This is a genomic window from Paenibacillus lautus (assembly GCF_050482385.1).
Taxonomy (GTDB): domain Bacteria; phylum Bacillota; class Bacilli; order Paenibacillales; family Paenibacillaceae; genus Paenibacillus_AQ; species Paenibacillus_AQ lautus_B.
In genome coordinates, this window is the sequence record NZ_JBCNHV010000028.1 from 146,008 (window position 1) to 170,728 (window position 24,721).

Below are 24,721 nucleotides of genomic sequence, written 5' to 3' on the forward strand. Positions count from 1 at the left end.
GCGGATTGTATGGTATATTCAATGCATGTACGAAGACGAGGTAGAAGGAGGCAAACAAGTTGTCATTCGTTGCAAGCAACTACAGTATCTCTCCCTTGTACTTTGCCTATAGACGTAAAAGCGAAAATTACGAGCATAAAGAGACTTTCCATTCCCATCTTGGTCTTGAAGTGTTGTTCATTCATCAAGGAAGGGGAACCATGATCGTTAACAACAACAGCTATGAGATTAAACCGGGCATGCTTTGTATATTTCAGCCCTGTCAACTCCACCACCTAAAGCTTGAATACGATGATCATCAATGCTTCGAACGTTCGATTGCGATTTTTGAACCGACGGTGTTTGAGGCTTATTTTAAACAGTGGCCCGCTCTCCATGAATTTTACAACTTTATTTATCTAGGCAATCTTCCTTTCCCTTGTTTATATGAGGTCGACGACCCTTACCTGGACGGTGCATACAAGAGCATGAACGATCGATTCCCGACGCTATCCGACACGGAAAAATATGAAGAAATTTCGCTGTTTCTTGTCGCACTTTTTCGCTCCTTGAAACCAATCTGGGATAAGCGGAAAGAACGGAGTTTAACTTACCAAACCCGTAAAAATCATCGGGTGGAGCACATCTTAACCTGGATTGAGACGAATTATACGATTCCTTTCCGATTGGACGACATGGCGAAGTCGCTGCATCTATCTCCCTACCATTTATCACATCTCTTTAAAGAAGCGACAGGGATCAGCATCACGGAATACATAGCAGCCCGAAGGATTCATCAATCCATACAGCTCCTAGCGACTACAAAAAAACCGATTTCCCTTATTGCGGAGGAGATCGGATTAACGAATAGCTCTTATTTTTGCAAATTGTTTAAGTCGCAAATGGGAATCACGCCGCATCAATATCGAAAAAAATGGACGAGTACTTAAATAGCGGGAATGCGCCTGATAATTATATGTACCTTATAAAAGAAGGAAGGTTGTGTCAAGCATGATCAAAGATAGTAACACTCATAAAGTGACGAATAAAGCTAAAAAAGCACCGGAGCATCACTCAACGTTATCGGAGCATTTTCGCGGGTTTTTCCCTCTTTTCGTGAACGATACCATGAAGGCTTCGATTCTCGGGTGTGTCTCCGATTTATTAAAAGCCAAAAATGAATAAGTTCTTCATCATGGTATCCTTTATGTCATGATCTCTTAGGGTTGAATCATATGTTTTTCCTTGTACTCCTGCGGTGAACAACCAGTAGCCTTTTTAAAGAAACGAGTAAAGGAGGAGGCGGTTTCGTAGCCCACACGTCGGGCAACTTCACCGATTCGGAGATTCTCGTTTTTAAGTAAACGCTTGGCCTGCATCAGACGGGTGGAGTCGATAAATTCCGTCAAATTGTTTCCGGTTTCCTGTTTGTAGATGCGGGATAAATATGACGGATTCAAATATACTTGTTCCGCCAATCGCACCAACGACAGCTCTTCATCCAAATGATTCCGAATGAATTCCTGCAAAAAATCGATGATATGATCCGCGCGTTTTTTCTGCTCTACTTTTTGCATGTCGAACAACACAGACGATAACTCCGTTAAATAGAAGGAAGCTTCGCTCCAGCTGTCAAAAAAATCGATCCGCATCAGTCTGTTTTGACCCAACTGAGCTTCAATCTTCTCATTGAGTGCCCATCGATTGATATAGGACATCAAATACAAGGACACAGTGTAATAAATTTCCTGGGCAAAAGCATTATTTTTCGTGCGAACGTCTCTGATAGGACCAGGAAGCAGCTCCAAGGCTTCAAAATACTTACTCCTTTGTCCTGCCTCCAGATACTGCTCGATAAGCGAGAGATCGTTGGACTTAAGCACCCGCGCAAGCCTTTCTCCTTCGGGATCCTCTTCCTTCAAACCCTGAACATTGCCTGTCTCATCGGATTCATCATGAACCACATCATCGATAAGAAGAACTGTATTTTCGAGTCCGATCCGGTAATTAAGCAAGTGGTGGAGAGAGTGATACTTGTCGGAAACCGATTCCCACCCATCCGCTTGGCTGCCGATTGTAAAGCTGATCGCAAGTCCGATATTTTCCTGGCATGCCGACTGGATGACCTCCAATATTCCTTTAAGGAACGACACTGTTTTATTGAACGTCTGCAGGATCGTCTCCGCACTCTCAGTACCGGTAGCGGACAACGACTCCTTAGGCTGAATAAAAATCACGAATCTGCGACTATCATCCAGCACAATCACAAAATTGACACGGGTGGCTAAGTACCTGTGCATGATTTGACGTACGGCATAGATTTGCTGCATCTTCTGCATATAACCGGTAGAGTCGGGGAATTTATCGATCTTGCCCACGACCAGGGCAACCGGCCACTTTACATTCAGCGGGATCGACAATTCTTCGAACTGTGATTGGCTGGCTTGTAACCCGCGGCTGCCTTTTAACATGCCTAGAAGATAATCTTCTTGAAACAAATTCAGCGCTATGTTTATTTGCTCTTTGGCCTCCCGGATCAGATCTTCCGTTTTGATTTCCTGGCGGATTTTTGATACGGTCTCTTCGACCACCTGAATCACTTTGTCGATATTCTCGGTCTTCAGAATATAGCTGACATCCTGATACTGAATCGCTTTGTATACATATCTGAATTCACTGTGCCCTGTCAAAAAAATAACTCTGCACTGAGGCCAGCTTCGGAAAATCTCTTCCATTAGCTGCAGACCGTCAATATGCGGCATATCGATATCGGTCAACACGATATCAATTCTTGTTCGGTTGAGCCACTCGATGGCTTCTTCTCCACCGTAGGCTTTATAGACATCGAGATCCAAATGATCAAAACCTCGAAAAATTTCATAAAGATGATTCACTATGATCTCTTCGTTATCGACAATCAGGAGTCTGTACATCCCTTACACACTCGCTTTCGGGTCAAGTTGCAGCGTCACCTTCAAGCCGCCCATCGCGCTTCGTTCCAAAATCAGGCCGTGTTCGTCACCATATATCAAGCGAAGCCGGCGATGAATGTTAATCAGACCTGAGGTCTCGATATTGGACGTATCGTAAAGGAGCTTTTGGAGCGCGGATAATTTGAACTCCGACAGATCCGTTCCGTTGTCCTCTACGATAATACGCAATGCGTGGTCGTCCTGCTGAAAGCGCATTGTGATCAAGCCTTTGACTTTGGTTTGTTCCACAGCATATTTGAATGCATTTTCAAGAATCGGTTGAAGAATCAATCTAGGCACCTGTATTTCCTTGACCTCATCCGGAAGATCTTCAAATTGGATCGTCAACCGGCTTGGAAAACGCATGAACTGGATCTCGCTATAGGTCCGTGCGTGCTCCACTTCCTCACGCAGCGGCAAAAAATCCGAAGCATTTCTTGTAATAAACTGAAAATAATCACCTAGCAGCTTAGTAAATGGGGTTAAATTATCGTCCCCTAGTTTGGCCATCGTGTTAATCAAAAACAAACTGTTATATAAAAAATGCGGACTAATTTGCGATTGCAATTGCTTTAGCTCCGCTCTCTGGTTTAGAACTTTCTGCTTGTATACCTGCTCGATAAAAGCAGATACGTTCTGTACCATGGAATTAAAGCCTTGATAAAGATAACCGAACTCGTTTTTGCTGTTTACGTGGATCGAGACGTTAAAATTTCCGCTCTCGACGTGTCCGTACGATCCGACAAGCTTACGCATGGGCTTGTGAATTAAGTTATAGGTGTAGATAGAGTAAAACAACATAATCATTACGCCTGCACCGGTGAATACCCACAGCCAGATATAAAAATCCCGTAACGGCACAAAGATGAGCTCTTGGGGAAAATAACGCAGTAAGAGCATATTCAAATAATCCGATTTGACAGACACCACATACATTTTCTGACCGTTTATGTTGCTGTATGTGACGTTCCCGCTCTTAAGTTCATGGTAGTTTCCCGCCAAATCTTGTAAGCGAACATTTGCATCGTTGCCTTTGCCGCTAATGATGATATCGTGCGTGAGATCAATTAAAAAGGATCCGCTGAGGACGTTGTCTATCTGAAACGTATCAAAATAATCATGCCAAGCTCCAATTGGAATGCATCTATGGGCATCGTTTTGAGTCAAGAGCCTCTTCTGTTCGTGGAGGAATCTGGCGAAACACATATGATATACAACTTCTGATCATCCTTTTGGTTTTCAAATCAACAAACTCATTTAAAAAGTCGACTGGAGGATTACACTAAGCTGCTCTACAAGCAGTTTGTTAGAACCCTGTTTCATGGTTTTACTTCCTATGGCACTGTAATACAGAGAGAAAAATTTGTTACAGCCACATAACTTTCTACTTATTTTGGTTGTTATTTAATGTATTCGAAATTATAGGAAATGAGCATAGTATATGTAATCTTCCCAAACATTCAAATTTAAAAGGAGTGTTGATCTTGTTTCAATTCAAGAAACTACATGTAATGGCCTTAGCAGCTTTTCTTTTTACTTTTGTTGGCATCATAGGCACCAATTCTGAAATTCATGCCTCAAATTCAGATCAATTTGTAAAAAGTCCCATACCAGAAGTAATAAAAAAATATGTTAACTCTATTAGTGATAAGGATTGGGATAGCTACGTTAATTTATATTCTCCTGATAACCGGTTAACAGATTTCCCAGGTGAAGAACAACAAAAAAACCGTACCGGTATTCTTTCGGTCGATTCTATTGAAATATCAGAAATTAAAGAAATATCCGAAAAGGACATAAATGAAATTCAACCCTATTTTAGTGATATCGATAGAGGGTTATATCAAGATATTAAATATTTTTATATCGGGTTAGATTATAATGTTCAAAACGAAAATGAGTTTTTCTACAATGGAGTTAGGTATCAAACATTTGCTGTTGGTAAATTAAATGGAGTGGAATACATTTTAGGAAATGAGTTTGTTTATAATTTCGACAAACTTGAGACACTCGGATATACTTTTGATTCAGCTGCTGAGCATGAAGCCATAATCAGGGAAGAAAGAAGGCTTGGAGCTAATGATAATCCTTTGAATAATGGTGGAATACAACCTCGAAGTGCGATTAATTCAAAAATTGCATTACCATTTTATATTACGGCCACAGGCCCTTTGAAAGTCCTTGTCTTGACTATACAAAAGATGCACACTCTAAAGAATTATATTCCAGTTGGCTAAGAGCAATTGTAGTATCTGTTAATTATACGCATGGTGTATTCTAATTAACAGCCGAAACGAAAGCACAATAAGTTAATAAAAAGGCGCCATTTTAAATGGCGTCCTTTTTTACGACGGATTGCATTAGAAAGGAATCTGGCGAAACACTATCTGACAGTGCTTTCTCCCTCTATTTTTGAAAACAATTGATATAATTGTTCTCATGGATGATGATGAGCTACTGATCTCCTCAGTCCAGCATCTTAGAGATCTGAGGCATATATCCATTATCGGTGAGGTCGTCAACTCCCTTGCCCAGAGATATATCCCACATCGCTAGACTAAGTGCCATATCTTTTTTTCAGCAATAAAGTCAGCACATAATGTCTCCCGACAGTATCGTCGAAAAAGCACACCCCGGGCGCGTTGCCGCGCTAATCGGAATGTGCTGTTCCCGCGTCTACTACTGCTGCTGCCCCTCGATTAATTGAAGAACGCGATACAAGAACGTCGCCGCTTCAGCCCTGCTGGTCGTACTCTTCGGCTTCATGTAGCCGTTAGAGCCCGTAACCAGCCCATACTCGAACATCGTTGCCACGCTGTCCGCAGCATATGGCGCAATCTGGCTCGCATCACGGAAGCCCTCAAGCGTTGAACCGGATGCGGAAGGCTTTTTTGCCCCCGTCGTTTGCAGCGCTCGGGTCAGCATAACCATAGCATCCTGGCGGCTGATTGAATCACGAGGAGCGAAGTTAACTTCGTTCACTCCCGAAGCGATTCCCAATTGCTTGGCGATGGACACCGCATCGTAGTAATAATCATTCGGCTTCACATCGGCGAACGTCGAGGCGATTTCGGCACGCAGGTCAAACATGTTCACCAGCATCAAGATAAAATCAGCCCGCGTTACCAGATTTGCGGGGCTGAAAGTGCCCTTTTCGATCGAGGTGCCTTTGACGATGCCTCTTTCGGCCAGCTTCTCGATCGCCTCGCGCGCCCATTCATGCTTGCCAAGGTCGGTAAATGCTGCCGGATTCTTGCCGCCGATAGCATAGACGCCGACATGGTCGATGGAGAATCGCAGCATATTCTTGTCTTTGTCATAAGACGCGCCATTAATTGCCGCCGCGCTGTCGCCCATCAGCTCGAAAGCTTGCAGATCAACTGTTTGCTCTCCTGCTTGAAGCGAATACGGAATGGCAATCGAAATCGGTGCCTTCGTATTTTTCCAAGACAGAGCTTCACCGTCCAGTTGCAATGCAACTTCTACGATTGGCCTGTTGCCGATCCGCCCGGCCGCTTCGTTACTGCGATACTCGCCCGCATCATCGCTCACGATTACGAGCAGCTTTCCAGCATTCTTCTTGACTCCTGCCAGCATGTCACCAGTCAAAACAAGCTGAGCGTACGGCGTGGAGATATGCAGAATCAGATTAGACTTGTTCGTCAGATTAGCCGCCGGAAGCTCCAAAGCATAGCTCCCAGCCGCGTTCGACGACTTCAATTCAACATGAACATGTTTATTACCTTTGCTGTCGGCCACTGCCCTCTGAATGGCGGCATTCAGATCCGACGCCCCGACCGCAGCGGCAGCCTGCTGGCCGTTCATCGTCGGGACAAGCACGACTTTAACTGAACCGTCCGCTTTCAACGTATACGGGTCTTGCGCCTGACCGCCTCCACCGCTGCCTCCGCCACTGCCTCCATTACTGCCACCACCGCTGCCACTACCATTACCTCCACCGCCGCCTCCATTGCCTCCACCACTCGTAGGCGGCTTGCGGTATTCGAAGGTTACCAGCTCGGGAATCGTCATGTCATCCGTTTCAAGCTCGACCGTATACAGTCCTTGCTCTTCTCCGGTCAACGTAAAGGTGGTGCGGAAGCTTCCGTCATCCTCAGTGCCCGTCTGACCGGTATATTGAATGTTGCCTTTTGGGTCAAGCACTTTCACATACACATGTTCTTTCTTGCCGTTCATGACCAGACCGTCAATCGTGACTATCTTCGTGGAAGCGTCCACAGCGGCTTGTATGCCGTCCAACGTCTTTAGCTCTTGCTGCGGGGCAAGATCGTACACGCCGAATTCATAGAAGGAATAACCGTAAAACGTTGCCCGATTCAATCCCTCAAACTTGATGTATCTTGCCGTCGTTGCCGGGAATACCAGGGTGTTCTTGCCGTCGGCAGCTTTAACCACGCCATTGTTGCCGACTTTCAAGGGCTCCCACGTTTGCTTATCATCCGAGACGCTCAGACGGTATTGGTCCGCGCGCGCATATTCCCAATCGATGCGGATCGTATCGAAGGTTTGCTGGCTGTCCAGATCAACCTGGAACCAAGCCGTATCGCGCACTTCGCTCGCCCAACGCGTGGCCGGTGCGCCGTCGAGCGCCTTCGCAGGCTCCAGACCTGGGGCCTCCGTCGAGGATGCCTCAGCTTCTTTATCTTGTACGATGCTGCCAGCCTCGTAATACACACCTTCCTTCAGCGCCGTATAAGCGCCTTCCGTTACAAACTCAAGGCCTTTAGCTTCTTCCAGCTTCGCATTGAATGCCAGCAAATAGTCCCTGGCTTGCTCAGGGTCGCTCTCTTGCGTACGCTCCATCATGATCAAGGCGTTGCGCATAGCGCGTACCGTATCGGCATTGCTAAGCTGCTTGTTGTCCGCGTACTTATCAACAAGAGCCAATAGGCCTTCAGCGCCCAAACGAGCTTCTATTACGAATTTAACCGTCTTGGATTTGGCAGCCGCCACCGTCAGCTCCAGCACATGCTTACCCGGCTTACCCGTCAGATCTACAACAGTTCCTTCCGTATAAGGCTTGCCGTCATACTTGGCCGTAACTTTAACATTCCCGCTCCCGTCATCTCCCGGAATGGTCCAGGTGAATGCGGCCTGTGTCGTATCAGGCACGATCGTATGCTCCGAGATCGGCTGCCCGTTCATGAGCGCTACAACATCAGGCGGCGCAGCGTCTTGCTTCTGATAAGTGCCTTTAGAGAATTGGTATAGCCAATCGTAAAGCACGCGGGTAGCAGGGTCTGTGCTTTTCGCCGCGTTGTATACAGCGTTGTTGCCTTGATAGTAAGCTTTATATCCATGCTGCATCAGACCGGTATCCACGCCGCTGTTCAAGTACTCGATGAACCGCTCGCGGAAGACGGCGTCGTTAATCATCCGGTCGTCGAATTCCAGCTCCAGCGACATGCCGTATCGCTTCGCCATATCCGCTGTATCCTCCAGGCGTGAAGGGGCCAGTTTCTCGAAAAAATAGTTCGGCTGCAGAGATACGGCATCAATGCCGACATCCTTCCACATGAATGCCTTATAGGCCATAAAATGAGGAATCCAGAACAGCTTCAGGCCTGCGTTATGAACGATGTCGCTCGCTCTCTTGACCATCTCCGGCCCGGTTGCATGCGTGCTGATTTGTTCCTCCAGCCAATACATGCCGACGAGCTCCAGGTTCGAGTAGCCCGCAGCCGTCCATCTGGCTTGCACTTCATCGACCCACCACTGAATCGCTTTGGCCCTGTTATCCAGCGATGCGGCATCGCCGACCGCACCTACATCGAAGTTCAGATCCTCGCCGTCAATGCTGCCGAAGTCGGACTGATACTCGCCCGGTTCTGGAATCATCAGAACAACCTTCGTCTTATGGTCGGGCTCGCCAAGCTTCACGCCTGCCCAGGCCGTCGCCTCGTTCAACGCGCTCATATCGCCGCCAGCGTTAAACGTTTTATCCAAATACCATTCCCATTCCTGTTTTCTGGCTTTGCCGGCCGCTTCTGTCGCTCCGAAGCCTCTGCCGTTATCCGATGTCAAGCCCAGATACAGCACGCCGTCGAACAGCCAATCGACAGGCTCTCCCTGCTCGTTCACATAACTGATATTAGGGATAGCCCGTTCCTTCGTCCAATTTCCTGTGCCGTCCGCGTAGTGTCCGTTATACAGCAAGCCCAGGTTTTGAATCCCGCCAGTAGCATCTCCAGGCTGCAGGAGGGCGTAAGGCTCAGGCTGTACCGGCTGCGCTCCGGCGATCAAGCCATCCGCCCCGGTAATCGTCACCTCGTCAATCATGCTCCATGCCCTCGGATGCATGGAGAACACTACTTTCACATACCGAGCGTATACGAGTCCTTCGGTATAATCGCCACGCTTGACAGCTCCAGTTTCAGGGCTGCCGTCCCATGCAAATGTCTCGATGTTGGTCTGGTCTCCCCATAACAACTGAGTTGCATTATGAGACAATACGCCCCAGCTCACCCCATCGTCCGACGCGTAGAACGAAACGGTGAGCGGCACAAGCGTTTCGTTGTTCGGCCAATCGTGCAGGAAACGCGCGCTCACCTCCTGAACCGTCTTTTGCTCGCCTAGATCAAACACAACCGAACGGGATTTCTTGTTGTGGTGGCCCACCCAGTTGCCGCTGTCACGCGAGGGGTCGGCGGTATTGCCGTCCGACAGCTTCGTCCCGTCATCCGGGAAAGCGCCCTCCGGCTGTTCCGACCATGTGTACGTTTTCCCTTGGGCCAGATTATAAAAGCCGGCGCTTTCTCTGCCCGCCTCCTCCGCATTCACAGACGATATTAACGATAACAGCATGACCGGGACAAGCAGCAGAGCAGTCAAACTTCGTCTAGTTTTCACCTAATCTCACGCTCTCTTTCTATGCATAATTAGTTCTGCTCCTGTTCCTTCAACTCCGCAAGCGTATCAAGCATATTCAGAATAACGGTCACTGCTTCAGCTCTCGTCGCCGAGGCGGCCGGCGCGAACCGGTTATCCCCGCGACCGTTCATCACTCCCGCCTCCTGGGCTGCTGCCACGTACGGCTTCGCCCAAGCCGGGATTTGATCCGCGTCCGCGTAAGAGAGCTCATGCCCTTCCGCAGTCTTCAGACCCAAGCCGCGAACAATCATTGCTGCCAGTTCTGCTCGACTAATCGAAACCTTCGGTCGGAATGTCCCATCCGCATAGCCGCTGATCAGGCCGGATTCCAAGGCTTGCGCAATATAAGGCTTCGCCCAGGTTTGAATCGAATCTGCGTCAGCGAAGTCCAGCGAACTGTTGGCACCTTGCAGCTTCAACGCTTTGACCAGCATGACGACGAATTCGTCTCTGCTGACCGTCTTATTCGGCTTGAACGTCTTGTCGGTATAGCCCGCTACGAATCCAAGCTCAACCGCCCGTTTGATGGACGCTTCTGCCCAATGCCTTGCAATATCGTTCAGTCGAACCGTTGTCGATCCGCCGGACTCCCCGCCCTTGCCGCTGCCGTTCTCATTGCCGCTACCATTCTCAGTGCCATTGTCTGGATCTTCACCTCCCGGATTTGAACCGCCGTTTTGGCCTTTTTCCGGACCTGGAGTTACTGGAGTCGGAACCCATCCTCCGCCGCCGGAGCCAGGCAGCGCTTTGATTTTGATCTTGAACGTTTTCTCCGCGGATGCAGCTCCCTTGCTGATCGTCGCGGTCAGCACGACCTCCATGTCGCCTGACCCGCTTGACGGACGTTTCAACAACTGTCCATTCGCATTCAGGTAGTCGGGTTTTGAGCTGCTCCAGACGATGCGCGTACCGAGCTGCCCTTTCTGCGGAAGGTAAAGGTTGGATGCGATACTTCCGTTTACATTAAGCTCGATCAGACCCATTACGTCTTCGATCGTTAGACGATCACGCGCAACGCTCAGCCCTGCATACGCCTGTTCGGCCTCAGGACGAGACAGCTGGGCGGTTTGAATAGCCGCAGTCGCTTGCCCAATCGCTTGCTGAAGCTGTGCCCAGCCCTCAGGAGAGTAATTGTCCTCCACAAGCTTGTCGGCCTCGATAGCCGTCAACAGGTCGATAATCGGCCGTAGATTGCCGAGTTTATATTCCTCGCCGTACACTTCAAATTCCTCAAAGGAATAGCCGAACATAGTAGCTCTGGACACGCCTTCGAACTTCACGTATCTGGCTGGCGTGCTCTGGAAGGTAGTCACGACTCGTCCCGGCTTTCCGTTAATCTCCCCGTTGTTGTCTTTCACAATGTTCGTCCAGTTCTCCTTGTCCTCGGACACGAGAATGCGGTACTTCGAACCATAAGCCGTTTGCCACAAAATAGATACAGCATCAATGTTCTTCACTTCACCTAGATCCACCATGAACCAGGTATCGTCCACCCAATCGCTGGACCATCTGGTATCCCCTCTGCCGTCCACCGCTTTATCCGCCGTGTAGGACGAGGATTCCGGTTGCGAGGATTCAGCTTGCTTATGCAAAGCCAGATTTCCATGCAGGTCCAAGTAGGTGTTCCTTACGATGAGTTCGTCAATCAAGCCTTTAAAAGCATTCGTTTCGCTGCCGATTTTGGATACCGGCAGAACGAATGTTTCCAGCTTGGAGCCGTCTTTGAGAGTAGCCGTATATTCACTGCCATTAATGAAGATGGAGGTCCCCGTGTCGTCGCCGATCATAATGACATGGGTCCAGCGATCAGTCGGCAGCTTATAATTGAATTCGCTGACGTAATTTTCTTTTGTGATGGCGATTTTGCCGCTGCCCCCAATGTTGTATTTCAGCTGTCCGTCCGGAGATTCCAGCAGCACAACTCCTTGCGGGTTGTCAGCGTCCGGTTTGATCCACATGGACATCGTCCAGCCGAAACCAAGCGTGCGAAGCGGCGTTTCCACGTAGCTGGCCCCGCCGTTTAGCCTCACGGCTTGACCGAAGATTCCCTTCTCTGTGCCTGCATTCACCGCGTTGCCGTCAAAGCCGTTCCCCGAACGGTCCGCGAAGCCTTCGTCGAAGGTATAATCCAGCACGAGATGCCGCTCATTGTCGATTTGAAGCTTGTGTGACTGATGAACACCCGGCGGGTCCACGTACCTTGCGGCATCCGCCTGGAAGCTTGCGAAGTTCCGATCGATGCGGTTGCCTCTCCACAGCTTTTCCGCCAGCACTTGCATGGAAGGCAAGATCCGCTGATGGGAGTCCGCCATGGATACGCCTTTCTCTACGGACACATCGTTCCAGAGCGCGAACATGCCGCCTTTGACCTGCGGATGCGCATAAGGGAGCTTCGTCTCCAGCCAATCGTTAGGCTCCCACTCGTTGTAAATAAAATCGTAATTCAAATAGTTGCGGTACAGCTGCGGAACGATGTAGAGCAAATTCGTATTGGTATTGATAATATCGTAGCCGAGCTCCATGGCCTGCTGAGCGCTTCCGTACGGCTCATACCAGATGTCCATCGTCGCTTTGTTGCTGACCGGCGTCGTGCCGTCGTATGCGGACAGACTGCCCCATAGACGGGCGCGTTTGCCTTTACTGTTAATGTGGTTAAGGAGCATATCCACGTACCTGCGGAACGCCTCCTTGTCGTCGCCGAAATATTCATCCGTGCCGACGTGCACATCCGGGCCGACGAAGGTCGGATTGCTGCCGTCGATATACTCGTCAAAGAGTGCTTTAATGAAGTCGAGCGTCTCTGGACGATTGATATCCAGCTGATTGTTGCTGCCCAATCGAGAATCGTAGGCGATGAACGCGCCGGAGTGGCCCGGCGTATCAAATTCCGGCACGACGTTTACGCCGTATTCCATCCCAAGCAGCTGCAGGTCTCTGAATTGCTGCTTCGTATAATAGCCGTCCTTGCTCGTCACTCCCGGAAATTTCTCGCTCTCCAGACGGAAGTAACCGACATCGCCGACATCATCGTTCAGGTGAATCTGGAACCGGTTCATCTTATAGTAGGACATCAGCTTGACATAGTCCTGCAAAAACTCGATCGTATAAAACTTGCGGCCCACATCGAGCATGAAGCCCCGATCTGGGTATTTCGGATAATCGCGCGATTGCCCCTTAGGCATCGCCTTATGATCGGCAGCGTGGCCGAGCAGTTGCAAGATCGTTCTCGTGCCGAACATGACTCCCGTCTGCTCGGACGCAGCAACAGAAGCATACTCGCCGATATTCAGCTCATATCCCTCTTTCTCCAATCCCGCTTTCGCGGCATCCAGCATCAAATAGATATCTCCCTCTTGAGGAGAACCAACCTCAACTGTCAGTGACAACTTCGTTAAATCCAATAAGTCCTGCTGCAAAATGTCAGCCGTCCCCCGCAGAGCCGCTTCATCATCTGCGCGAATGACGATTTTGGATTTGTCCGACAAGCGGAACTCGCCGGTTGCGCCCAGCCACTCACGCAAAGAAGGAATGACGCGCGGCTCCGGGTTCCGATCGCTCGTCTGCTCGTAGAGTCCGGGTACGGTGACTAGCGAATTATCCGTTAAGAGATATGTCGGATCGCTGTCGCTCTGGATTTGCAACAGCAGCTGAACCTGAGTATCGACAAGCGGCGCATGAATATTGCCCTGCACGTCGATCACCGGCAAGCTGTCCGTGTTCACCAGCGTCAGCGTATAACCTTCCGGTACAGCGGGCAGATTCAGCAGGGTATCCCCTTCGGAGACGACGATGCTGTTTTTCACCGCGTCCATGATTGGCTGCAGTTGCGGTCTGCCTTTGTATACCTCGAATTCCCAGAAGGAGTATCCGTAATAAACGCCCTCAATAGGACGTCGCGTCTCCCCTTGAAACTTGACGTATTGCGCCACTGTCGGCTCGAAATCGATCGTATCTTCACCCGGCCCGGACGCGACGAGCACGCGGTTGTCCGCGAATACGTTCCGCCAGGATACGGCATCGTCGGATACGAGAATTTGATATTGCTCCGCCGGAGTCTGCCAGTTAATGATTACTCTTCCGATTTCTACAGGCTCGCCCAGATCAACGTAAAACCACTGATCGTCCGTTCTTTCCGAAGACCAGCGGCTTGCATTTTCGGTGCCCCCATCGACCGCTTTCTCAGGTCCGAAAAAATCCACTTCGTTCGACGACGAATAAGCCGTCTTCCCTAGAGCCATATTCCCTGTTGCGGCATTGGACCTCTCCGAAGGGGTGGTCACCATTATGAAAGCGGTAACAAATATGACTAAAAAAATAACCCTCTGCCGTAAACCCACGAATATCCCTCCCGTTAATTTGCACGAATACCACAAGCAACTCGCATGACCTTCCATGCTATTTGCTGCGGCAACTTCATTATAAGTAGAGGGCAATGAAGCATCGATATACATGTGTTTACATTCCATATACAAATGTGGACATTTGGCCTTCTACGGTGAATCAAGGCTAAGCTAAGCATGCCAGCATTTCGATCATATCTGGTGCCACTATCAAGGCGCTTTCCACTAAACTCGGACACAGTACTATTCGAGTCTCGTTAGATAGAAGTGGCTTTATCGAGAAGACAAAAAAGCCGCGATTTCTGCGACTTCTTATGTAGTATTCTTGTATGTGCTCCTACATACTCGGATGCAAAAATTTTAGCAATCCTTCATTCGTACACTGTTATCTGACTCTTGCTACCGCTTCTTTCATCATTTCATAGTTAATTGCCCCCCGGAATTTTTCCTGAATAACACCTCTTGAGTCTATTAGGACTGTCGAAGGATAGGCAATAATTTGATAGGTTTGCGTAACACCTGCATCCATATCCAATACAATCGGGAACGTCAGTTGTTGTTCGTCTACAAAGGTCTTGACGGAACTAAGTGTTTTCTCAGAAGGTGTCATGTTAACACCAATAATCACAACGTCTTTTGAATTATAATCCTCATAAAATTTTTGCATATGCGGCATTTCGATTCTACATGGCGGACACCATGTCGCCCAAAAGTTAACCATGACGGTCTTGCCTTGAAAATCAGATAGACGAACTTCTTCGCCCTGCAAATTTTGTAATACAAAATCCGGAGCTGCCTGGCCCTTCTCGATACCTATTACCAAGTCTGTGTCTTCTGTTTTCATAACTTCCGCTTGGTTGGCCGAAGACTTACTAAAATAGTCATAAGCGCCGTACGTAATTAACCCAAGCAATACAATGATTGTGATCCAGTTTTTTTTCATCCCATCAATCTCCCTTATTTAAAAATTAATTTCCCAAATTGTATACTGTGCCAGGAAAGCGCTGAGCCTTTGCAATTGTCCAGTAAACAGCAATAATCCCATTGCAATAAGCAGCCAACCGTTGATTTTCGATAAATGCGGCAGCCATCTACCCATTTTTTTCATAATGCTAATCGAGTACGTGAGCAGCCACGAGATTAACAGGAATGGCACGCCTAACCCGAGCGAATAGACAGCCAACATGCCGATTCCGCTCCAAAGCGTTTCTGAGGAGCCGGCCAATAGCAGAATAGAAGAGAGTGCTAGTCCCACACATGGGCTCCACCCGGCTCCAAATGCCAGTCCGGTAAAAAACGAACGAATTGCACCACGGTTCTTGCCCGGTTTGGTTTCCCATGTTCTACTCGACATTAATATACGGAGATTTAACAATCCTGCCATTTGCAAACCGAATACAATAATAAGTAGTCCGCTTATTCTCTGGACCAGTTCACGTTCTTGTGCAAATAAACGGCCAATAAAACTAGCCGAAGCGCCCATAGCGATGAAAATCACACTAAAACCTAAAATAAAAAATAAAGATTGATAAATCAGTTTCCCCCGATGTCCCACAAGCTTGCCATTTTCAAAGGACGAGCCTGTTAAAAAGGACACGTAAGCGGGAATGAGCGGAAAAACACAAGGCGATAAAAAAGACAGTATACCTGCTGCAAAAGCAATTAAAATTGTGATATTATCCATGTTTACCTTCCTTTTTCATCTTTTCAGCAAACAAGCTCAGTCCGGTTATAAACAACGCAGCCAGCAAAAATATAATTTGTTGTTTACTGAACGTTAGCCACCATAACGGGCGGTTAGATACAATAAACATCAGCAAAACATTGCCTATAGAGAACCAGGTGACATAACTAGCTTCCTTCCCAGTATCTGTCCGGTTTTGCGACCTGAATAATTGGATTAAAAAACCTAAAGACAAGGCAGCATTGGCTGCATGATACAAAACAGATTCTCCACCTATAGCAATCAATAAGCTATGATAGACAAACCAGCATCCCAATATCAGCCAAACCCCGACCTTCATCCATATTAGATAAGACCATTTGTGTCTCCAAGACCGATATCCGATATACGACACGGATATCAAATTAGCTATCCATATCCCGCGTGTTCCCCCGTCGAAATAAAGCAAGGCCACGGGTTGATGAATAAACTCAATCGGATGAAACATAATATAGCTTCCTTTCCAAACGATCAGCCACAACCAGAACGCATTCGCTGTACATGCTATGATTAAATCCCGTTCCGCCACTTTTCGAAGACGGTACTTCATGATCAACCAGCCTGTTGCTCCAAGCGTGAGATACAGAACCAGTGTCCCATTCAAGACCATGGTTCCGATTTGAATATTGTGCAATCTCCTGCCCCCTCTCACTATAAAGCTTACCTATCTTCTTTAAAGAAATGATAAAGTAGGTTCCGAAAAAACTTCCATTACTTGAAGAGCAAACCTCAATCTCTCTAATCAAGAAATTCACATGACTAAAAGGGCTAACCAACAGACTTCTCTGTTGGTTAGCCCTACTAATTCTCCCCTAATTGCGAGGTATGGTAATCCAAAATGAATGCATATTATTCTTTGAGGTCAATCCGACATTTCCACCGAGTTTTTTGACGATTTCCTTCACAATGGCCAAGCCAAGACCGCTTCCAGATGTGTTCCCTCCACGATGCCTTGCCGGATCCGTCCGGTAAAATCGCTCAAATATTAATTCTTGCAGTTCCTCCGGCAGTGGCTCGCCAATATTTCTGACCGTTATTCGATACTCATGATGTTCTACAACACCGGATATCCAGATCATTTGCCCAGTGTTATAGTTGATTGCATTCTGTATCAGGTTTGTTAAAACTTGTTTAAGCCCATCCTCGTCACTCTCTATTATTTCTTGTTCGACTGAAATATCCAGCTCTATATTCTTACTCTGGAGTTCCAATTGAAATGATTGCGTGCTTCGCAAAATCAACTCATGCATATGAATTCTACTTAAGGCAATACTTCCTGTTTGACGGTCTTCCCATACGGAAAGCTGGTGCAATTGCTCTACAAGCCGAGTGATATGCCGGGTCTCTTCCAGTAGTGACAAATACAAGTCCCTGTCTCCAACGATCACTCCATTTCTCAAAGCTTCCAGGTAACCATGCAAATTGCTGAGAGGAGTCCGTAAATCATGGGAAACACTGCTTAACATTCGTTTGCGGTTATCCTCGGTTTGCTTCAAAGTTAAGGTCATCGCATTAAAATGCCTTGCCAGTTCGCCGATTTCATCTGCTGATGAGACTTCTACAGGCTTCGGGTATGATCCACTTGTAAGCTGACGCGTAGATTGCGTTAGTCTCTTGAGTGGAGACAGTATTTTCTTGATAAATACAAAATGAATGATGGCTGCTACAACAACAGCCAGTATGCTAGCACGAATTAGATAAAAATGCATGGTCCGATCAAAGAAATAATTTCGCTCTTCTCCAACTAGCTGATACTGGGCTACAAGTAGACATGCAAAATCTTTAACCGAAACACCGACCAGCCATATGACAATTAGCATGACCAGTATATTAACCCCGATTAATTTCCAAGCCACATGCTGCTTCCATAAAGCAAATTGTTTAATAGGAAACAAAGCGATACCCCATTCCACGAATCGTCTCAAAAAAACGAGGTGTTTCATTAGACATCTCAATTTTCTCTCGGAGTTTACCCATATGCACATCTACGGTTCGGTCGATTACACTTTTTTCCTCATTGGGATAAAGTTCTCCCAAGATTTGCTCTCTCGACAAAATTTGATTCGGATTCCTCATTAAAAAATACAGCAACTTGAATTCATGCTGAGTCAGCGAAATGTTCATGCCGTTATATTTCACCTCACCACGCGATGGTTTGATGGTAAGACCTTTGAAGCTGAGTTTACTGCATCGGTTATTCGTTCGCCTTAAGATTGTATTTACGCGGATCACCACTTCCTGAGGACTGAAAGGTTTGATAATATAGTCATCAGCCCCCATTTGAAGACCTTCAATCCTCTCTTGTTCCCTTATTTTGGCGGTTAACATGATAAGTGGCGTATCACTATTGAGCTCAGTCCGAATCCATTTGCATAGTTCTTCTCCGCTTAGATTAGGAAGCATTAAATCTGTAATTATAAAACAGGGATCGAATTTTTGGATAGCTTCTTTCGCTTTTAACCCATCATCTGCCTCTATGATTTTGTATCCGTCCTTTTCCAAATACAATTTTAGAAGATTTCTTATTTTTCGATCGTCTTCAACGATTAAAATCTGTGCATCAAGCATGTCTTACCCCTCCTCAACTATCCCTTTTAGTTTATCCTCCGATTTTAAAGGAATTTTAAAGAACTCAAAAATAACCTTCATCTCTTCCAATATTATCACCCGATTGATTGTAAAACCCGAATATCAAAAAATGGTAGGTGAATACATTAAATTATCATCTAATCGGCTATGCATATAAGTTTTTGTAGCTTAGGACAAGAACTTACATCGTTAATCAAAAAAGTCGCGATTTCCGCGACTTTCGTTTTGATTCACCTTAAGTTACTTTAGGAGATTAAAATTTCAGCGAGCTACCTTAGTTTGTATATTTACTATCATAAGCTTCCTGATAGATTTCCAATAAACGATCTATGTTCATACTTTTCAAATTATCGATGTAGCTCTCCCAATCTTTATCGAGGTTGGCATCTCCCGTGGTAAAGCGGGCAATCATTTCGTTAACATAATCATTGATCGTCTTGGACAAATCCGCGATTTCGATGGCTTGATCATTCGTAAAGAACAGTGGGGGCAACACATTCTCAAGCTTCTGTTCGTATGGTTCGTAATTGTTCTTAGCCTCATTATACATAATAATTTCAAGTGGTTTGTCCGGATTGGCCACTTCACTGAGCCTGAGCTCACTCATACGTAGCGAAGGTCCGGTCTGCCCCCAGTTAATATTTTGAACCCCTCCCCAGTCAGCGATCTGTTTCCACTTAGCTGGTTTACCGTTAATACCTATTTCCCCCTCTTCAGCATCCACCCATTCAATCCCTGGACGACCGATTGTCGAACGGAGTGTTACTTCTTCATTATATAAGTAATCAGCTAACCGAAATGCCGCTTCCGCATTGTTGCTTGATTTCATGATCAGAAACTCCCCGGTTCCGACCAAATGGTACCCTTCTAGAGGGGCGATTTGCAGACCATTGGGTCCCTTCAGTGGCGGAATAGTCTTATATTCCAGCCATCGGTTACTTGAGCCGTAAAACTCACTGAATACGCCCATGTGCATGGCAGCGGTAGATCCTAGAATAGCCATATCTGGATTCTCACCAAGCCTTTTCAACTGATCCCCATCCTGAGTCAACGCTTGCGGGTCGAGCAGTTTTTCCTTATACAACTTATTCAAAAATCGTAATCCCTCATGCCATTCTGGCTTATCATAAGGGACAACGACCTTCCCTTGTTCTAAATATACTCGGTCACCACCCGGATTGTAGATGAAGGCATTCATAATAAAGGAGTCAATGCTCGTATAGAAACTTGTCGGGGATCCTGACAGTGGAATTTCATCAGCCTTGCCATTTCCATTTGGATCCTTTTCCTTAAAAGCCTTTAGTACCTGATAGAATTCTTCCGTCGTTGTTGGCATCTTCAAATCCAATTTATCCAACCACGGCTGATAAATCCACATCCTGCGCGGTAGTGTGCAGTGGAAGCACTCATTGGTATGAGGCAAAGCGTATATATTACCGTCTGGTGCAGTAATTGAATCCTTGACAACAGGTAACTTTTCGAACATTTTTTTAGTTTCAAAACCGTATTTCTCTATCAAATCATTTAATGGAAGAATAACACCTTGACTACCGAAAATCATTTGCTGGGAATTTGACATCCCAAAGCCCATAATTACGTCAGGAAGCCCCTCCCCACTCGAAAGAACAAGATTCAGCTTTTCAGCAGCTGATGAGCTTGGAATGACATCCCAATCAATCTGGATATTCGTCTCTTCCTCCAGGTATTTGGTAAATTCATTCGTAGCAAAATCCTCGACGACGGAGTTATCGGGAACCATCACCCGAATGGTCGTCTTTTCCTTCGTGATCGGCATCTGCCCAGCCGGAGTTACAATGTTTGCAGGTTTCACATTTGGCTGCTCACTCGATGTACTCTCATTCGATTTAGTACATCCGCTGAGAATCGTTATGGACAGCATCATCAACGTCATTGCGATAAGCATGTTTCTATTAAACTTCATCGGTAAAACCTCCTCATTTGTCTAAAGAATTTAGCCTTTTAGAGAACCAATCATAACGCCCTTAACAAAATGCTTCTGAACAAACGGATAAACGAACATTAACGGCAAAGTTGACACCACGATCAGAGAGTATTTCAAAAGTACCCGAAGCGCATCCCTCTTAGCCGCATTTTCAATGTCGGTGAGCATGAGTGCATTCACATCGTTCTGGATGAGAATATTTCGCAGTACGATTTGTAACGGATACATACTTTGTTTGTTTAAATAGATCATTGCGTTAAAATACTGGTTCCAATGATCAACTGCATAATACAAAGTAATGACTGCTATAATCGGACCGGAAAGCGGGATTACGATTCTCCAAACAAATTTGAAATCATTACAGCCATCGATCTGGGCTGCCTCCAGCAGTTCAATAGGAAGGGATGTTTGAAAAAAGGTACGGGTAATAATAACATTCCAGACACTTAAGGCACCCGGTAATACCATGGCCCAAACCGTGTTTAGCATGTTCAAATCCTTGACTAACAAGTATCCTGGGATTAGCCCTCCAGAGAACATTGTCGTAAATACAAACAGAAACATGATTACATTTTTTCCGTAGAGGTCTCTGCGTGAGAGAGGATAAGCTGCAAGTAACGTCATGACGATATTAATGGCCGTTCCGAATAGCGTATAGTAGATCGAATTAAGAAATCCGGAACCGATCAACTTATGTTTAAAAACGGCTTCGTACCCCATAAAAGTCGGTTTTACAGGCCACAGCCATACCTTACCTGCCACGACAGCGGAAGGATCACTAATGGAAGCGCTTAATATAAATATTAAAGGGTATAAAATTATTAAAAAAAACAACGACAATAAGCCATAGATGGTATAGGTGAACATCCGATCGCTAAAATTCATTTTCACTTTGAAATTGTTCATTAAGATGCTCTCCTTTTACCACAGGCTCGCCTGATTGGTTTTTCGGGCAATCTGGTTTACGGTGATAATGAGAATAAAACCAACGACCGATTTAAACAATCCAATGGCGGCTGAATACGAATAGTTCATAGCTTGCGAAACCAAGCCAACCTTGTAGACATACGTATCAATGACTTCCGATGTGCGCATATTAAGCGGATTCTGCATTAGAAAAACCTTTTCAAAGCCAACATCCAACATACTGCCCATATTAAGAATGAGAAGAATAATGGCTACGGGAAGAATACTTGGTAAATCGATATGCCACATGCGTCGGCGCTGGCTTGCTCCATCGATTACTGCAGCTTCATGCAGAGATGGATCGACGCTTGAAAGCGCAGCCAAATAAATAATGCAGCTAAAACCCGCACTTTGCCAGATCCCTGACCATACGAACATGGATTTAAAGAAGTCCGGATTTCCCATAAAATTAATCGGCTGAATGCCCACCACTCCAAGAAGATTGTTAACAATCCCGTTTCTGGTGTCTAAGAGTTCGAACAGCATTCCGACCATAACGACGGTGGAAATAAAGTGGGGAGCATAAGTTACCATTTGAACCGTTTTTTTGAACCAGCGAACTCGTACATAGTTCAGACCAAGTGCCAAAAGTAGTGGGAAAGGAAATCCGGCCAGCAAATTGTACAGATTTAGGATCAATGTGTTTTTTACGATTCTCCCGAACTCGTATGAATGAATAAACCGACTAAAATGCTTTAGTCCAACCCATTCGCTTGCCCACATCCCCTTTGAGACTGTGAAATCTCTAAAAGCAATTTGTGCTCCATACATGGGAACATACTTAAAAATAATAATGTAAAGAATCGGGAGAGAGAGAAGAACATACAGTTGCCATACTCGCAGTATCTTATTTAATCGTAATTTCATTTGGGTTACCCCCTTTCTCTGGTTTGGTTCTAAATGTTACTTGAATCATCGAACCGTGGGTATCTGCAATCGGTATGAACGTATACATTCGTTAACGTCAGGTTATATTCAATTGCTTTCAATCGATGCAATTGTTAAGATTTTTTATTAATTTCACAAGCTTTCATAATCTATTGGGAATAATGATCCCGATATGACGATGGACTTATACCATGAATTCGTTTGAACGCCCGGGAGAATGTATTCGTTGAGCTGTACCCGGTCTGCTTTGCGATATCACTGACCGTTTCCAACGTTTCACGAAGCATAGCACAAGCCTTCTCCATCCGTATGGATTCGAGATAATCAGAGAAATTAGTGCCTGTCTGTTCTTTGAAAAATTTCGAGAAGTACACTCTGGAAATACCTACTTCGTCAGCGATCGTGTCAAGGTTTAAATTTGGATTCTCAAATTGAAGTTGAATATACCTCTGAATGTTTTGCAGTAACTGAGCGTTTCCGCTCTTTTTTCGCGATTGCAATTGGTCGAGAATCCAAACATAGGATTGCCTAACAAATCGGAATACTTCAGCAGGATTATCGGTATCGATCATTTGATGCAGCAAGGGATGAATATCGGATTCATCTTCAAGCGATAATTGCTCTTTCAGCTTGATGAGACTGCCTGCCATATCGTACAAAAGGAGCTTTTGAATAGGCATGGACAAGTTCCTTATGTGAAAGTTCTGTTCATAAATTTCATTAAGCAACAGGTTCACCTCGTCTTTGTTACCAATCTTCGCGTTATTCATCAGGCGGATTTCAATCTCACTCGGAAAATAGTGTGAATCTGATAGATCTGGTAGCTGATGAAACCATTTAATTCCTTGATGCTGATGCCTGTTTAAATAATTTAATGTTTGCTTTGCTTCCCCATAAGAACGGGAAACATCGATCAGTGACGTGTATATCCCTCCGGCGGCAAAGTTTAATGAGACGTATGGTTCGGGAGCCATCACGTCTTTCATCCTGACAAATAGAGACTCCATCTGAAGTATAAATTTGTCGTGCATTTTATCGGGTTCCATAAACAACAGGACGATGGTATCCTCAGTGGCATCATAAAAGTGAACCGTCCCTTCTGGGCAGGTTCGATGAACTCCTTTAAGGAGTACTCTTAGACGGTCCACTTCTTTCAGTCGGTTTTCTTCAGAACATTCCCTTGGAATAATTTGAACTATCGCTGCAGCAACGGAAGAAATTCGTTGCGAAATGTGAAGGTGTTTCATCATACTTTCCGTAAAGCTACCGTTCACGATGTCCCCCTTCAGTAACCTTTCCATAAAGCTTGCCAGTAGTAATGGCTCCTGTTTTTTTAATTCTTCCTGAAGCGTCCTATTGCTATCCAGCATGTAAGCAACTTTGCGGCTGTTCCTTGATGTAAAGAAGTAAGCTAGAACTATGCCGATCACTAAAAATAAAAGTGCCGTACTTAGAGTGATCCGTTTGATATAATCGACTTTTGCGAGCACGACATGTGGTGGCTGGGCAACAACGTAATGCCAGCCATTTTCAGAGGAGCGGGTATGTGTAACCATATATCCGTTTAATTGAAAAGAATCACTGCTAATTCCGGGACTACTATTCCATATATCCGTGTCAAGCTGGATATAGTTTCCGATGGATGAAATGACGTTTCCCTGATCATCCTCAATATAGGCCCACCCATCATTTCCATCCACCAAACTCGTTAATAGCTTTAAAACTTGATCGTTGTCAATCAGTACAACAACACTGCCTTGTGATAAACCTGGGATAGATCCCAAAGGATAGCTGTATGTGATGATAGAATGAGTTTTATTTTTAAAGATTGCTGGCATCGCCTTTAGGAAGCGCTTACAATTGGTGTCTTCAAAAAAATCCTTGTGCCATTTATCGTAAGGCAAATCGTTGTAGTTTAGGACCAGCTCATAAAAAGCGTCCGCTTTATACAACTTTGAAGGTGCGACAATAATATCGCTATTTCTGTAGTAAATCATATAGTTGAGAATGAACTTGTTGCTGAAATTATACAGCCCTTTTTGAGCAGATAATAATTTGAAGGTGTTCGTTCCCTCGAAAGGATCCTTGAGCTGCTGTAGTTGAACAAGTTTTGGATCGTTAGCCACCTGCATTACAATTGTATCGATTTCCGCCAGTCTTCCATCAAGCGTCGATGTTACCTGTTCAAGCATATGCATATTGATGTTCCGGGCTTCCTCCCCAACTAATGAGAGCGTCTGTCGGTAAATCAGCCACCCCGCGCTCAAGGCTAGGGTGACTAACAGGGCGAATGGAAGCATTAGTCGTATATACCAATTGTTCATATCAATCAATCGGTTAAGATTCATGATCATATTCTCCTTTATACAATAGATAGGCTTCCACTTGCCTCATTAAAACCTTGTTATTA

At 45.8% G+C, this 24,721-nt stretch carries 15 protein-coding genes; 2 read left to right on the forward strand and 13 right to left on the reverse strand.

What is annotated here, in order from left to right; all coding sequences use genetic code 11:
- The first annotated feature begins 59 nt into the window (after nucleotides 1-59).
- On the forward strand, nucleotides 60-929 hold the full coding sequence (locus tag ABEW73_RS29355) for an AraC family transcriptional regulator (RefSeq protein ID WP_430171575.1): 870 nt from the start codon (nucleotides 60-62) through the stop codon (nucleotides 927-929).
- Nucleotides 930-1,199: 270 nt separating this feature from the next.
- Here ABEW73_RS29355 and ABEW73_RS29360 read toward each other — a convergent pair whose 3' ends face one another.
- Nucleotides 1,200-2,912 (reverse strand): response regulator transcription factor, encoded by a 1,713-nt coding sequence (locus tag ABEW73_RS29360; RefSeq protein WP_430171573.1) that lies wholly within the window; start codon nucleotides 2,910-2,912, stop codon nucleotides 1,200-1,202.
- A gap of 3 nt (nucleotides 2,913-2,915) precedes the next feature.
- On the reverse strand, nucleotides 2,916-4,118 hold the full coding sequence (locus tag ABEW73_RS29365; protein WP_430171571.1) for a sensor histidine kinase: 1,203 nt from the start codon (nucleotides 4,116-4,118) through the stop codon (nucleotides 2,916-2,918).
- Nucleotides 4,119-4,435: 317 nt separating this feature from the next.
- Here ABEW73_RS29365 and ABEW73_RS29370 point away from each other — a divergent pair, with 317 nt between their 5' ends.
- The gene (locus tag ABEW73_RS29370) at nucleotides 4,436-5,188 is read left to right on the forward strand and encodes a hypothetical protein (RefSeq protein WP_430171569.1); all 753 of its coding nucleotides are present in this window, start codon (nucleotides 4,436-4,438) and stop codon (nucleotides 5,186-5,188) included.
- A 442-nt stretch (nucleotides 5,189-5,630) separates the two neighbouring features.
- On the opposite strand, the gene ABEW73_RS29375 is transcribed toward ABEW73_RS29370, so the two are convergent.
- The 11 genes from ABEW73_RS29375 to ABEW73_RS29425 form a co-directional block, all read right to left on the reverse strand.
- The gene (locus tag ABEW73_RS29375; RefSeq protein WP_430171567.1) at nucleotides 5,631-9,821 is read right to left on the reverse strand and encodes a DUF4855 domain-containing protein; all 4,191 of its coding nucleotides are present in this window, start codon (nucleotides 9,819-9,821) and stop codon (nucleotides 5,631-5,633) included.
- Between the two features lie 29 nt (nucleotides 9,822-9,850).
- Complete coding sequence (locus tag ABEW73_RS29380) at nucleotides 9,851-14,179, reverse strand: S-layer homology domain-containing protein (RefSeq protein WP_430171565.1); 4,329 nt, start codon at nucleotides 14,177-14,179, stop codon at nucleotides 9,851-9,853.
- A 388-nt stretch (nucleotides 14,180-14,567) separates the two neighbouring features.
- Complete coding sequence (locus ABEW73_RS29385; RefSeq protein ID WP_430171563.1) at nucleotides 14,568-15,125, reverse strand: peroxiredoxin family protein; 558 nt, start codon at nucleotides 15,123-15,125, stop codon at nucleotides 14,568-14,570.
- 18 nt (nucleotides 15,126-15,143) lie between these two features.
- On the reverse strand, nucleotides 15,144-15,866 hold the full coding sequence (locus ABEW73_RS29390) for a cytochrome c biogenesis CcdA family protein (protein ID WP_430171561.1): 723 nt from the start codon (nucleotides 15,864-15,866) through the stop codon (nucleotides 15,144-15,146).
- Entirely contained in the window at nucleotides 15,859-16,539 is a 681-nt protein-coding gene (locus ABEW73_RS29395) for a hypothetical protein (protein ID WP_430171559.1), read from the reverse strand. The genes ABEW73_RS29390 and ABEW73_RS29395 overlap by 8 nt, the downstream gene beginning before the upstream one ends.
- 178 nt (nucleotides 16,540-16,717) lie before the next feature.
- Complete coding sequence (locus ABEW73_RS29400) at nucleotides 16,718-17,800, reverse strand: sensor histidine kinase (RefSeq protein ID WP_430171557.1); 1,083 nt, start codon at nucleotides 17,798-17,800, stop codon at nucleotides 16,718-16,720.
- Entirely contained in the window at nucleotides 17,787-18,473 is a 687-nt protein-coding gene (locus tag ABEW73_RS29405) for a response regulator transcription factor (RefSeq protein ID WP_430171556.1), read from the reverse strand. Before ABEW73_RS29405 ends, ABEW73_RS29400 begins: the two co-directional genes overlap by 14 nt.
- Nucleotides 18,474-18,768: 295 nt before the next feature.
- Nucleotides 18,769-20,436: an ABC transporter substrate-binding protein gene (locus ABEW73_RS29410; RefSeq protein WP_430171555.1), complete on the reverse strand. Its 1,668-nt coding sequence runs from the start codon at nucleotides 20,434-20,436 to the stop codon at nucleotides 18,769-18,771.
- A gap of 30 nt (nucleotides 20,437-20,466) precedes the next feature.
- On the reverse strand, nucleotides 20,467-21,363 hold the full coding sequence (locus ABEW73_RS29415; protein ID WP_430171553.1) for a carbohydrate ABC transporter permease: 897 nt from the start codon (nucleotides 21,361-21,363) through the stop codon (nucleotides 20,467-20,469).
- A gap of 15 nt (nucleotides 21,364-21,378) precedes the next feature.
- Entirely contained in the window at nucleotides 21,379-22,290 is a 912-nt protein-coding gene (locus ABEW73_RS29420; RefSeq protein WP_430171551.1) for an ABC transporter permease, read from the reverse strand.
- A gap of 170 nt (nucleotides 22,291-22,460) precedes the next feature.
- Nucleotides 22,461-24,659 (reverse strand): helix-turn-helix domain-containing protein, encoded by a 2,199-nt coding sequence (locus ABEW73_RS29425; protein ID WP_430171549.1) that lies wholly within the window; start codon nucleotides 24,657-24,659, stop codon nucleotides 22,461-22,463.
- Between the last annotated feature and the right edge of the window lie 62 nt (nucleotides 24,660-24,721).